General features: G+C 61.6%; 12 protein-coding genes. 7 read left to right on the top strand and 5 right to left on the bottom strand.

From position 1 onward, the window contains the following. Positions 1-103: 103 nt before the first annotated feature. The 3 genes from NKI58_RS19660 to NKI58_RS19650 all read right to left on the bottom strand — a co-directional run bounded on the left by NKI58_RS19660 (position 104) and on the right by NKI58_RS19650 (position 2,498). Positions 104-1,015 (bottom strand): fatty acid desaturase, encoded by a 912-nt coding sequence (locus NKI58_RS19660; RefSeq protein ID WP_352587653.1) that lies wholly within the window; start codon positions 1,013-1,015, stop codon positions 104-106. Positions 1,016-1,058: 43 nt separating this feature from the next. Continuing rightward, positions 1,059-1,841, bottom strand: a complete 783-nt coding sequence (locus NKI58_RS19655; RefSeq protein ID WP_352587656.1) for a formyl transferase — start codon at positions 1,839-1,841, stop codon at positions 1,059-1,061. An 81-nt stretch (positions 1,842-1,922) separates the two neighbouring features. Further along, positions 1,923-2,498 carry a DUF4893 domain-containing protein gene (locus NKI58_RS19650; RefSeq protein ID WP_023676510.1) on the bottom strand — a complete coding sequence of 192 codons (576 nt, stop codon included), beginning with the start codon at positions 2,496-2,498 and terminating at the stop codon, positions 1,923-1,925. A 122-nt stretch (positions 2,499-2,620) separates the two neighbouring features. On the opposite strand from NKI58_RS19650, the gene NKI58_RS19645 reads away from it, so the two are divergent. After that, complete coding sequence (locus NKI58_RS19645; RefSeq protein WP_031211725.1) at positions 2,621-3,532, top strand: NAD-dependent epimerase/dehydratase family protein; 912 nt, start codon at positions 2,621-2,623, stop codon at positions 3,530-3,532. Positions 3,533-3,576: 44 nt separating this feature from the next. Continuing rightward, a complete protein-coding gene (locus tag NKI58_RS19640; protein ID WP_156937334.1) occupies positions 3,577-4,107 on the top strand; it encodes a hypothetical protein in 531 nt (176 codons plus the stop codon). 15 nt (positions 4,108-4,122) lie between these two features. Here the strand turns inward: NKI58_RS19640 and NKI58_RS19635 are convergent, their stop codons facing one another. Both NKI58_RS19635 and NKI58_RS19630 read right to left on the bottom strand, forming a co-directional pair. Continuing rightward, a complete protein-coding gene (locus tag NKI58_RS19635) occupies positions 4,123-4,764 on the bottom strand; it encodes a DUF1638 domain-containing protein (RefSeq protein WP_023676508.1) in 642 nt (213 codons plus the stop codon). Between the two features lie 285 nt (positions 4,765-5,049). Beyond that, positions 5,050-5,748, bottom strand: a complete 699-nt coding sequence (locus NKI58_RS19630) for a cobalamin B12-binding domain-containing protein (protein WP_023676506.1) — start codon at positions 5,746-5,748, stop codon at positions 5,050-5,052. A 308-nt stretch (positions 5,749-6,056) separates the two neighbouring features. On the opposite strand from NKI58_RS19630, the gene NKI58_RS19625 reads away from it, so the two are divergent. From NKI58_RS19625 to NKI58_RS19605, 5 genes are all read left to right on the top strand, one after another. Continuing rightward, complete coding sequence (locus NKI58_RS19625; protein WP_352587662.1) at positions 6,057-7,631, top strand: trimethylamine methyltransferase family protein; 1,575 nt, start codon at positions 6,057-6,059, stop codon at positions 7,629-7,631. Between the two features lie 106 nt (positions 7,632-7,737). Beyond that, positions 7,738-8,409, top strand: coding sequence for a ferredoxin (locus NKI58_RS19620; RefSeq protein ID WP_023676504.1), 672 nt, complete (start codon positions 7,738-7,740; stop codon positions 8,407-8,409). Between the two features lie 104 nt (positions 8,410-8,513). Next, the gene (locus NKI58_RS19615) at positions 8,514-9,269 is read left to right on the top strand and encodes a dienelactone hydrolase family protein (protein WP_023676503.1); all 756 of its coding nucleotides are present in this window, start codon (positions 8,514-8,516) and stop codon (positions 9,267-9,269) included. Positions 9,270-9,337: 68 nt separating this feature from the next. Further along, positions 9,338-9,898 (top strand): RNA polymerase sigma factor, encoded by a 561-nt coding sequence (locus NKI58_RS19610; RefSeq protein ID WP_023676502.1) that lies wholly within the window; start codon positions 9,338-9,340, stop codon positions 9,896-9,898. A 2-nt stretch (positions 9,899-9,900) separates the two neighbouring features. Then, the gene (locus tag NKI58_RS19605) at positions 9,901-12,018 is read left to right on the top strand and encodes a vWA domain-containing protein (RefSeq protein ID WP_352786978.1); all 2,118 of its coding nucleotides are present in this window, start codon (positions 9,901-9,903) and stop codon (positions 12,016-12,018) included. Positions 12,019-12,058 lie beyond the last annotated feature (40 nt).

The raw sequence follows: 12,058 nt of genomic DNA, 5'->3' as shown, positions 1-12,058 counted from the left end.
GCCGGAAGCGCTGTTGGGCTGCTTGTTATGGGACGACGCGGGGGCCTTCAAAAGCGACGCAATCGACGGCCGCGGTTGAAAGCGGAGTTTCTTCCAGCACTGGTCAGCCGGCGCGGCCATCGTAGCTGCCGACCAGCTTCCTGTGGAAGCGCACGTAACCTCGTTCGGTCGTGCGTAAATGCTCCGCGACGATGTCATGGAAGCGCGGCAGGCGGTGGAAGGGAACGGCCGGATAGGAATGGTGCTCGGAATGGTACGGCATGTTCCAAGCCACGAAGCGCACCAGCCTTGTGGTGAAGGTGGTGCGGGTGTTCTCGAGCATGTTGGCGACATGCGGGCACAACGCGTGCTCGGCCAGCAGGTAGGCACGCAAAAACGGCTGTCCGACCAGCACCGGCAAGATCCAGACCCACAACAGCAGCGCCGACTGCGCGGCGAGCGATGCGGCCAGCAATGCCGCATGGCCGATCAGGAACAGCCGTGCTTCGGCAACCACCTTGCCGCGGCCCTTTTCCGGCACAAAGCCGTCGCGGTTGCGGCCCGCCGCATTGGTTGCGATCACACGGCCCATGGCGATCCAATAGGGGCCGCCTGACAGATAGCGCAGATATTGGCTGATGGTCTCCGGCTTCGGGGCCATCAGTTCGGGGTCGTTGTCCGGGTCGTGCGTATGGCGGTGATGGGCGAAATGGAAATAGCGGAACCATTCCGGCGGCAGCAGGATCAGGAAGCCGGCCACGGCGGCAACAGCGCGATTGAGCCACGCCGTCCTGAACGCCGTTTCATGGATGGTCTCGTGCAACAGCGTGAAGAAGAAGACGATCAGGATTCCCTGCGGCAAGACGAGCAGCGGCCAGAACGGGATGCGGGCGGCGATCAGCGCGCCTAGCAGGATAACCAGCCCGGCATGGACCGCCAGCCGGACAATGCCTGGCCGGTCAACCCTGGCGGTGAGGTCGCGACGGTCCTCGACCGAAAGGCCGGCAATGATGGTGCGGTGGTCGATGTCGCTCATGATGCAATGTTAGTGGCGGGTGGCTGTCCGGTAAATCGGCGCGTCACCAGACGCCGTTCCTTATCCCCGTCCAGAGATAAAACCATACCGTCGGATGATACCATTGTTTCGAAGGCAGGCCGGGATCCACCGTGCCGACCTTGCCGGCCAGCGCATCCCTGACCGCTTCGACGCAGATGTCGCGCGAGAAGGCCGCCTGCCGCAACGCGTAGCTTGAAATTGTGTCGCCCGGCTGCGGTTTGCCACGCGTCTGCCGCAGCACGCCGCCAGTGTCGACGCCGGCGTCGACCAGATGTACGGTGGTGCCGAAGTTCTCCGCATCGCCTGAAGCCAGCGCCCAGTAGCCGCCGTTCATGCCGCGATATTTCGGGGCGATGCCGGCGTGGTAGTTGAGGACCGGGCAAGGGATTTTCGCCAGCGTCTGCCGCGACAGCAAGCGGCAGCCGGCGAGCAGCACCACACCCGGCTGGATTTCCGCGATCGCCTGCAGGCACTCCGGCGCGTTGGCCGACGAGACATAAATGATCTTTTGCCCAGGCTTCGGTTCGGTTTGCAGCTTCTGCCCGGCGGCAAGCCGTGCTGCGTGGCCGGCGAAGAAGCGCTTGCCGAGGCGCGTCAGCACCATCGTGCCGAGTTGACCGATGGCCGAGGTCCAGCCTTGCCGCCGCGCCCGCGCGAGAAGCAATTGCTTTTTGGATTCAGGAGCTTCGAGGATGACGCTGACCGGGCCGAGTTGATCGGCGACGGCGTTGACGATCGCCCAGATATGCGGGCCGCCTTCGGTGACGACGACGATCGGCCGTTGGTTTGTTTTCGACAGTGCCATGCTCTGCGACCCCCCCCGCAAAGAACCTGTTCTTTGCGCGCGAATGCTAGGCTGACCGGGTTAACCCCTGGTGATCGGGGCTCAGCGCTTGAATTCGAGGATATCGAGCTTCGATTCGTAATAGGGCGCCGGGAACTCGATGCGCCATTCACTGGCGCTGTTGCGGAAGGCATAGCCGACCTGATCGCTTTCCGGGCCGCTGCCGTAGGGCTTTGCCGGATCGTCGTTGACGTGGAAGGAACCGAGATAGATCGCGCGTTTCTCGCCATCGTCGAAGAAGCGGCCCTTGGTGCGCTGCGAGCCGGTGATCTTTTCCAGTCTCCAGCCGGAGCCGTCGTCACTCACCTTGCATTTGAACCAGCCATAGATGACGAGCGGGCTCAATCCGCCGGCCTTGATGGTGCGGCATTGCCATTTGCCGGTCAGGTCCCTGTCAGAGAAGGGAACCAGCGGCTTTGCCAGCAAAGCGTCGAGCTGCTTGACCTCGGCGGGATCGCCGGCCTTCGCCTCGTCAAGCGCTGCCTTGCGCGTCTCGCCATATTTGTTGAGCCGCGCCTTGTCGGCAGCCGTTATCAGCTTCTGCACCTCGCCATCGGCCAACGCGGGCATGGTCAAGCAGAGGACAGTTGCTGCGGCAAACATGAGGCGAGCGATCATCGGTGGCGTTTCCCTTTTGTTGGCTGGAGCAGGCTGTTTTCTTGTCTGGCGCATACCTTAATGTTTCGCCGCGTTCTGTCATCCGTGCCTGAGCATCGACAGCAGAAACGAGGTGCAAAAGAATGCGGATCTTGCTGACGGGATCGTCCGGTTGGCTGGGCAGCGCCTTGGCGCCGCGCCTGCGGGCTCTTGGTCATGACGTCACCGGCCTCGATCCCGTCCCATCCTCGGAAACGCGAATCGTCGGCTCAGTCGCCGATCGCGACCTGGTCATGAGGGCGGTCGAGGAGAACCGCATCGAGGCCATCATCCATAGCGGCGCGCTGCACAAGCCTGACATCGAACGTCATCGCAACGAGGATTTCGTCGAGACGAATGTGCGCGGCACGCTCAACCTGCTCGATGCGGCAGCAGCTTTTGGCGTTCAGCGCTTCGTGTTTACGTCGACGACATCGCTGATGATTTCCGAGTCCATACGCACCGGCTTCACCGGCGGGGCGCGCAAGGCGGCATGGCTGACGGAAGACATGTCGCCTGAACCGCGCAACATCTATGGCGTCACCAAGCTTTCAGCCGAACAGCTCTGCCGGCTCTATCATTTGCAGTTCGGCCTGCCGGTGATCGTGTTGCGCACCGCCCGGTTTTTTCCCGAGGCGGACGACATGGCGCACGTGATCGAACAGTCGGATGCCAACACCAAGGCCAATGAGCTGTTGTTCCGCCGGCTGACGGTGGAGGACGCAGCCGACGCCCACATCGCTGCCCTGGAGAAAGCGCCGCAATTGGGCTTCGACACTTTCATCATCTCGGCACCGACGCCTTTCCAGCCCGAAGATTGCGCGGCCTTGATCGCCGACGCGCCGTCGGTCGTCGCGCGCTATTTTCCGGATTATCCGGCACTCTACACGAAGAAAGGCTGGACGATGTTTTCGTCGATCGACCGGGTCTACGATGCGTCGCGGGCGAGGAAGCGGCTGGGTTTCGTCTGCAAGACGAGCTTTGCCGATGTGCTTGCCGCCCTGGCGATCGAATAGAAGCGCGGCTATCATCGCAAAACGTTTGCGCGGGGAGGTGCATGTTGGGGGTGACGATCCATTTTGAGGGACAGCTGCGCGAAGACGAGCACTACGCTGTGCTATTGCGGGAAGTGGAGGCGTTTGCTGTCACTCGAGGCTGGCCGTTTCGGAAAATAGACGAAGCCGAAATGGTTCTCCATCGGGTCGTTGATGAACGCAGCGTGGACTATCTCGGCCCGGTTATAGGAATAGAGCTTCTGCCGCATCCCAAGTCGGAGCCCCTTCGGTTCGAGTTCGACAGGCACCTCTTCATGCAGCAATTTTGTAAGACCCAGTTTGCCGGGTCGGACGCGCATATCGAAATCATCGAGCTGCTCCGCAAAGTTGCTCCTCTTTTCGACAAGCTCGATGTCTTTGATGAAGGCGAGTACTGGGAACTGGGCGACTCCTCAATTCTGCAAGTCAACCTCGACACCGTCGAAGCCCTGATTGCAGAGGCGTTGCGCAAGGATCCAACTGCAAGGGGACCGATCCGGTTAGAAAACGGCCGCGTTGTCGATTTCGTGTCGGATCCGCAACCGGCGAGCAAATAATCCGAAGCGGGGCGTCTAACGGACGTCCTCCGGATGTGAGGCCACCCGCTTAAGTTCGCCCGTCAGGTCACCATAGCCGGTCGAGCGCCGCTCATAAGCGAGGCCGAGCATTTTCGCCGCCTTTTCGGCGACCTTGTCGAGTTCCGGGTCGTCGGTCTGGGCGATATAGATCAGCTTCTCGTAATTGCCGAAATAGTCCTTGATCAGCTCCGGGTGCTTGTCCAGACCGAGCGGCTTCATGAAGAAGGCATCGAATTGCCGGCAGAGGAAATCGGTCATGTAGAACGACATCATGTCGTCATCGGCGACCTTCGCATAGGCATCCATGCCCTGGTAGAAGGCAAAGCAATGCGGCCCGGCCATACGCTCGACGCCGTGCTTCTCGCAGATCCGGTCGAGCAGGCCACCCGTGCCGCAATCGGCATAGCCGACGAATATGTGTCTGTAGCCGTCGGTCTTGGCCTTCTCGATAGCCTTGTCCATGGCCGGCGCGATGCGGTCCGGATAGAAATGGAACTCCGCCGGCAAGCAGGTCAGGTCGAGATGGTCGAGCCCGAGCTGCTCCTTGACCGCCAAAACTTCGCGCGCAATCATCCCGCAGGCGATGACGAGCAGCCTGTCGCCTTGATCGGATTGTTGTTTTCGCGCGGTAGTCATGGAACCAGTCTAATCCATCTTCGTTGCTGTCCAGCGAATTTATATCCTGAGGGAGACACCATTCATGAAATTGTTCCGCGTCGCGCCAATCGCTATTCTCGCCTGCGCCTTGGCTGTTTCGGCCTGCGCCAACACGGTGCGCGGCGTCGGAAGGATATCAAATCCACTGCGAAGGCTGTTGACGATACCGTCAAGAAACCCTGATCCGCACGGCTCTAAATATTTGGGAATAAAAAAGTCGCACTGCAAGGCGCGGCTTTTCTCGTCGGTGCCGGACTTATTGGCTCAGGCCGAAGCGCGGACGTTGTGCTTGCGCTTCATGAAGTCCTTGGCGGTCTCGACCGCCACCGCGGCGTCGCGGCAATAGGCGTCGGCGCCGACGGCTTTGCCGAATTCCTCGTTGAGCGGTGCGCCGCCGACCAGCACGACATAGTCATCGCGAATGCCCTTTTCCTTCATCGTATCGATGACGACTTTCATGTAAGGCATGGTCGTCGTCAGCAGCGCCGACATGCCGATGATGTCGGGCTGGTGCTTTTCGATGGCATCGAGATATTTTTCGACCGCATTGTTGATGCCGAGGTCAATGACATCGAAGCCGGCGCCTTCCATCATCATGCCGACCAGATTCTTGCCGATGTCATGGATGTCGCCCTTGACGGTGCCGATCACCATCTTACCCTGCTTCGGCGCGCCGGTGGCGACAAGCAGCGGACGCAGGATGAACATGCCGGCCTTCATCGCGTTGGCCGACAGCAGCACTTCGGGAACGAACAGGATGCCGTCGCGGAAGTCCTCGCCGACGATGCGCATGCCCTCGACCAGAGCCTCGGTTAACACCTTGTAAGGCGCCCAGCCGCGCTCGAGAAGGATATTGGTGCCTTCCTCGATTTCTTCCTTCAACCCGTCATAAAGATCGTCGTGCATCTGCTGCACCAACTCGTCGTCGGAGAGTTCCGAAAGGATGATCTCGTCGTCGGCCATTTTTTCTCAGGCTCCTTGCCGGCTACAACTGTTGCGGCAGCTTAAAAATATCGCGTCAATACCTAACCCGCACGGGCCGGTTGTCCATAGCTGATTTGCGACTTCCCGCAAAACGAAAGCGACCGTAAATCTCTTGGAATTCTTGTCGATTTTGCGACAGGCGTTGGCGCTGGCGGGCCGTTTCGAATAGGGTGCATGGCTACGATCCGGCCAGAGACCGCAATATGCGGCCGCAAACGGATTTCAGGCCGGTGCAAGAGCCCGGCCGGAGTAAATCAGGCCAGAACGAAAGCCAGGGAAGAACGATTATGAGTGAGAACGCGCCGGTCGATCAGGAAGCGTCAAACGCACGGCGCGGGCGCGCTGCCAGCGGTGGCGCCGCAGCCCGACGGGCTGCACGTTCGGGCGGCGGCCCCGGCACACAGCTCACCTATATCAAGCGCAAGATCAACGTCTATGAAGTGCTGGACGAGGAAGGGCTGGCGCTGATCGAAAAGAACACCGACACGGTGCTGGAGGAGATCGGCATCATCTTCCGCGACGACGCCGAGGCGCTGCAGCTTTGGAAAGAGGCGGGCGCCGACGTCAAGGGCGAGCGGGTGCATTTCCCCAAGGGCCTCTGCCGCTCGCTGTTGAAGACCGCTCCGTCCGTCTATACCCAGCACGCCCGCAACGGCGAGCGCTCGGTGCAGATCGGCGGCAACGCGACAGTGTTCGCGCCGGTCTATGGACCGCCCTTCGTGCGCGATCTCGACGGCGTCAGGCGCTATGCGACGATCGAGGATTTCCGGAATTTCGTGAAACTCGCCTATATGGCGCCGTCGATCCATCATTCGGGCGGCACGGTTTGCGAGCCGGTCGACGTGCCGGTCAACAAACGGCATCTCGACATGGTCTACAGCCATATCAAATATTCGGACAAGCCGTTCATGGGCTCGGTGACCGCGCCCGAGCGCGCTGAAGATACGGTGGCGATGGCCAAGATCGTGTTTGGTGACGATTTCGTCGAGAACAACACGGTGCTGACCAGCCTGATCAATGCCAACTCGCCGATGGTCTTCGACGAGACCATGCTGGGAGCGCTGAAGGTCTATTCGCGCCACAATCAGGCCTGCATCGTCACGCCGTTCATCCTTGCCGGTGCGATGAGCCCGGTGACGGTCGCCGGCACGCTGACCCAGGTTTTGGCCGAGGTTCTGGCCGGGGCGTCGTTCACACAGCTGATCCGGCCGGGTGCGCCGGTGCTGTTCGGCACCTTCGCCTCGTCGATCTCAATGCAGTCTGGCGCGCCGACCTTCGGCACGCCGGAGCCGTCGCTTGTCTCGTATGGCGCCGCACAGCTTGCCCGTCGGCTCGGCCTGCCGTTTCGCACCGGCGGTTCGCTCTGTGCTTCAAAAATCCCCGATGCGCAGGCCGCCTACGAGAGCGCCAACACGCTCAACTCGACGATCCTCGCCGGCACCAACTTCGTGCTGCATTCGGCCGGCTGGCTCGAGGGCGGTCTCGCCTCCTGCTACGAAAAATTCATGATGGACATCGACCAGCTCGGCATGACGCAGAAGTTCTCCGAGGGTGTCGACCTGTCGGAAAACGGCCAGGCGATGGATGCCATCCGCCAGGTCGGCCCAGGCAGCCACTATCTCGGCTGCGATCACACCCAGGCCAATTTCCAGACCGCGTTCTACCGCTCCAACATCGCCGATAACAATTCCTACGAGCAGTGGCTGGCCGAAGGCGAAAAAACCGCGCCGCAGCGCGCCAACGAGCTCGCGCGCCGCTGGCTCGAAAGCTACGAGGCGCCGTATCTCGATCCGGGCATCGACGATGGGCTGAAGGACTTCATCGCCAGGAAGAAGTCGTCGATGGCCGACGCCTTCACCTGAAAGGAGCCCGAATCAGGCGGGGCTAAAGTCGCCAACATCATCCACAAGGAAGTCTGGCGGAGTGCCTTCTCCGACCCGGACAAGAAGGGGTGATCCCGAGCGCGGCATGACTGAAACCATCGCGGCAGCGCTTTCCGCCTCCGGCCTCATGCTTCGCGGCGGCTTCAATTTTGCAGGTGGTGAAGAAACACCCTCCGGTCTCTCCGGCGTCGCCGCCAAATCCGTGCTGCTGGTGGGGCAGGCGGGTGCCGCACCTTGGCCGCACTTCCTGCGCTGGTTGGAGAAACAGTCACAGCCGATCGACGATCCGCTCGACAGATGGTCGCGCGAAGTGATCGGCGCGGTGGCCGGAAAATTCGGGGCGCGCGCCGTGTCACCGTCCGACAGGCCTTATCTGCCGTTCCAGCAATGGGCGATGCGTGCGGAGGGGCTGAAGCCGTCGCCGCTCGGCATTCTCATGCATCCGAAATACGGGCTCTGGCATGCCTATCGCGGCGCGCTGCTGTTCGAAAATGAGATTGCGCTCCAAGAACCCCACGACGTGATTCACCTTTGCGATACATGTTTGGAAAAACCTTGCCTGAAATCCTGTCCGGTCGAGGCTTATTCTGCGAATGGTTTTGCACATGAAACCTGTCTGGCCCATGTGCGCGGGCAAAACGGCGCGCCCTGCCGGACCGGCGGCTGCCTCGAACGCAACGCCTGTCCTTACGCTACCGATTATCGCTATCCGGCCGAGGTTCAGGCCTTTCACATGGCAGCATTCGCGCGTCTGTAGCGTCGCCGAATGCCGCACGAAATCTTGAAGCAGATCGCCTCATTACAGCTTGCCGCGACGGTCACCGCGGGTATCTATCGCACGTCAGATCAACGGAGCGGATGATGGCCACGCAAGCGATGCAGATCAAGACAAGCGACGGCATTGCCAAGGCCCGGCTGTACCGTTCGGCGGCCCCAGCCAAGGCAGCGATCATCCTCTACATGGACGTTTTCGGTCCGCGACCGGCGCTTGATCAGATGGCGGAGCGGCTTACGGGCGAGGGCTATGCGGTGCTTGTGCCGGACCTTTTTTACCGCAATGCGCCCTACGGTCCGTTCGATCCCAAGACTGCGTTCGGCGACGAGAGGAGCAAGGCCGCCATCACAGGTCTCCTGGGCGGCACGACCCAGGAGATGACGATCCGCGACAGCGGCGCTTTCCTCGATGTGCTCGCTGCCCAGGGCCTAACCGGGCCGGTCGGCATTGTCGGCTATTGCATGGGCGGAGCGCGGGCGCTGAACGCGGCGGCCAGCTATCCCGATCGCATCGCCGCCGCGGCCACTTTTCACGGCGGCAATCTGGCTGGTGACGCAGCCGACAGTCCGCATCGGAAGGCCGCCTCGGTCAAGGCAAGGGTCTATATCGGCACTGCCGGTGTGGACCGCAGCTTTCCGCCGGAGCAATCGGCGCGGCTGGCCGAAACACTGCGCGCCGCCGAGGTCGATCATGTCATAGAGAACTATGCCGGCATGGCGCATGGCTGGTGCATGCCGGACCATAGTGCCTTCGATGCAGCCGGCGCCGAACGCCACTGGAAGCGGCTGACGACGCTGTTTGCGGAGACGCTCGGCCAAGGCACGCCAACCATTACGACGTGACCGCCCGCCAAAAAATTCTTTCCATCGCCCCAAGGAACCGCCATTAGCCTTCGTCCAACAGGCAAATGATGGCGATGATGCTGGACGAAAGCGAAGCCTCCGACGCCGAACTGATCGGACGGGCGAAGGGCGGAGACCGGGGTGCTTTCGGCAAGTTGCTCGAAAGGCACTATGGTTTCGTCTATCGCGCCGCCTATCGTTGGTGCGGGAAAAAGGCCGACGCCGAGGACATCGCCCAGGAAGTCTGCGTCCGGCTCGGGCGGGCGATCCGCGACTATCACGGCAGCGGTGCCTTCACGACGTGGCTCTACACCATGACGCTGAATGCGGCGCGCGACATGATGCGCAAGACCGCCCGCGAGACGGTCAAGACCGAGGCCTATGGCGCCTATGCGCTGATTTCGGGGGAAATCTCGGCTGAGCCGGAAGACCCGGCCGAGACGCTCTGGGCAGCGGTGCGCAAGCTGCCGGACAAGCAGCGCGATGCGGTGCTGCTGGTTTATGGCGAAGGGCTGAGCCACGCCGCCGCCGCCGAGGCGATGGCGATCTCGGAGACGACGGTTTCCTGGCACATCCATGAAGCGAAGAAACGGCTGAAGACGCTGATGCGTTCAGCCGGGGAAGTGTGACCATGGTCGACGACAACGAACTGAACAGACTGCGCGACATCGCAGCACCGGCGCCGGACGCGGACGCAAAGGCGCGTGCCCTCCAGGCCGCGCTGCGCGCCTATGACATGGAAGAAAAAACTTTGCCGGGCGCCCAAGGATCGGTGAGCGGGCTTCGTCTCACAGAGCGAGCACAAAGGCTCTGGAGCGAAATCATGCAAAAGAAACTCTTCGCCACGCCGGCCATTGCCGGGCTCGTTGCCCTGCCGATCGCCGGATACGCTACCATTTATATGCTGGGGGAATCCAAATTCGGCGGGCCCGAATTCGGCGGGGATAAGATCACCGAAACGCTGGCTGACAAACCGGCGACCGTCAAACCGCCGGTCGTTGCCGAAGCGGACAAGCAGAAGAAGGCGGACGCCGACAGTGAAAGCCGCGACACCGGCGAGGCGCTTGTGGCGCCGACATCGCCGCCGAAGGCGGAATCGACCGCGGTCGGCGGGCTGACGCAGCAGGATGTGCTCAGCCGCAATGCACCCGAACCGGCGCAGAGCGGCGAGTTCGCGTTGGATGGGGGTGCAAGCTCCGCGGCTCCGGCAGTCGATGGCGGCGCGCGGGTCGGACGCGTGCCTGGCACGGTTGCCGAGCCCAAGCTGATGGCACAGCAGCCCGCCGCTGCGCCGGCCGACCAGATGCTGCCGCAAGAGGAAAACCGCGACCGCGTCGAGAATTTCAAGACCAACCCGGTGCATGCCGCACTTGAAGACCCGGTCTCGACCTTCTCGATCGATGTCGACACCGCTTCCTATTCCTTCGTCCGGCGCTCGCTGAAGGAAGGCTTTATCCCGCAGGCCGACACGGTTCGCGTCGAGGAGATGATCAACTACTTCCCTTATGCCTGGAAGGGACCGGACTCCGCCTCGACGCCGTTCCACTCGACCGTCAGCGTCATGCCGACGCCGTGGAACGAGCACACCAGGCTGATGCATGTCGCAATCAAGGGTTTCGACGTGAAGCCGGCCGAGCAGCCCAGGGCCAATCTGGTCTTCCTGATCGATGTGTCGGGCTCGATGAACGAGCAGGACAAGCTGCCGCTCCTGCAGTCGGCCTTCCGGCTGCTTGTCAACAAGCTGAGACCTGACGACACCGTCTCGATCGTCACCTATGCGGGCGATGCCGGTACCGTGCTGGAACCCACCAAGGCTTCGGAAAAGGACAAGATCCTCGCTGCCATCGACAATCTGACATCCGGCGGCTCGACGGCAGGCGAGGCCGGCATCAAGGAAGCCTACAGGCTGGCGCAGAAATCCTTCGTCAAGGACGGCATCAATCGGGTGATGCTCGCCACCGATGGCGACTTCAATGTCGGCCAGACCGACGACGACGACCTGAAGCGGCTGATCGAAAAGGAGCGCAAGACAGGCGTATTCCTGTCGGTGTTCGGCTTCGGCCGCGACAATCTGAACGACCAGATGATGCAGACCATCGCCCAGAACGGCAATGGCACTGCTGCCTACATCGATACGTTGGCGGAGGCCGAGAAGGTGCTGGTCGAGGATGCCTCCTCGACACTGTTCACCATCGCCAAGGACGTGAAGATCCAGGTCGAGTTCAACCCGAACAAGGTCTCGGAGTACCGGCTGATTGGCTACGAAACCCGCGCCTTGAACCGAGAGGATTTCAACAATGACCGGGTCGATGCCGGCGAGATCGGCTCAGGTCATTCAGTCACCGCGATCTACGAGATCACGCCTAAGGGCAGCGGCGGCGAACAGATCGACCAGCTGCGCTACGGCCAGGCCTCGGTGAACAATGGCGGTGTCGCCAATGCCGACGAATATGCTTTCGTCAAGATCCGCTACAAGCTGCCGAACGAGGACACCTCGAAGCTGATCACCACGCCGGTAACGTCAGCCAACGAGGTGGCGTCGTTCGACCAGGCCAGCACCGACCAGCGTTTCTCCGTTGCCGTTGCTGCTTTCGGCCAGAAGCTGCGCGACGAGGATGCGACCGCGAAGTTCGGCTACGACAAGATCATGGAGATTGCCACCGCCGCCAGAGGAGCCGACCCGTTTGGATACCGGTCCGAGTTCCTCTCGCTTGTGCGCCTTGCCTCGGCGCTCGGCGGTAACCGGTAGTGGCAATGACGGCCGGTTTCTTTCAGATGGGATCGTTCTG

This window comes from Mesorhizobium sp. M0522 (genome assembly GCF_040321085.1).
Lineage (GTDB): Bacteria > Pseudomonadota > Alphaproteobacteria > Rhizobiales > Rhizobiaceae > Mesorhizobium.
Note: the sequence above shows the minus strand (reverse complement) of the source record. Positions and strands in the feature narration are given on the sequence as shown.

Excerpts from the sequence above, each read along its gene's own strand:
- NKI58_RS19630 (WP_023676506.1), bottom strand. The coding sequence starts at position 5,748 with ATGGCCGACGACGAGATCATCCTTTCGGAACTCTCCGACGACGAGTTG.
- NKI58_RS19610 (WP_023676502.1), top strand. The coding sequence starts at position 9,338 with ATGGCGATGATGCTGGACGAAAGCGAAGCCTCCGACGCCGAACTGATC.
- NKI58_RS19635 (WP_023676508.1), bottom strand. The coding sequence starts at position 4,764 with ATGACTACCGCGCGAAAACAACAATCCGATCAAGGCGACAGGCTGCTC.
- NKI58_RS19605 (WP_352786978.1), top strand. The coding sequence starts at position 9,901 with ATGGTCGACGACAACGAACTGAACAGACTGCGCGACATCGCAGCACCG.
- NKI58_RS19650 (WP_023676510.1), bottom strand. The coding sequence starts at position 2,498 with ATGATCGCTCGCCTCATGTTTGCCGCAGCAACTGTCCTCTGCTTGACC.
- NKI58_RS19660 (WP_352587653.1), bottom strand. The coding sequence starts at position 1,015 with ATGAGCGACATCGACCACCGCACCATCATTGCCGGCCTTTCGGTCGAG.
- NKI58_RS19620 (WP_023676504.1), top strand. The coding sequence starts at position 7,738 with ATGACTGAAACCATCGCGGCAGCGCTTTCCGCCTCCGGCCTCATGCTT.
- NKI58_RS19625 (WP_352587662.1), top strand. The coding sequence starts at position 6,057 with ATGAGTGAGAACGCGCCGGTCGATCAGGAAGCGTCAAACGCACGGCGC.
- NKI58_RS19645 (WP_031211725.1), top strand. The coding sequence starts at position 2,621 with ATGCGGATCTTGCTGACGGGATCGTCCGGTTGGCTGGGCAGCGCCTTG.
- NKI58_RS19615 (WP_023676503.1), top strand. The coding sequence starts at position 8,514 with ATGGCCACGCAAGCGATGCAGATCAAGACAAGCGACGGCATTGCCAAG.
- NKI58_RS19655 (WP_352587656.1), bottom strand. The coding sequence starts at position 1,841 with ATGGCACTGTCGAAAACAAACCAACGGCCGATCGTCGTCGTCACCGAA.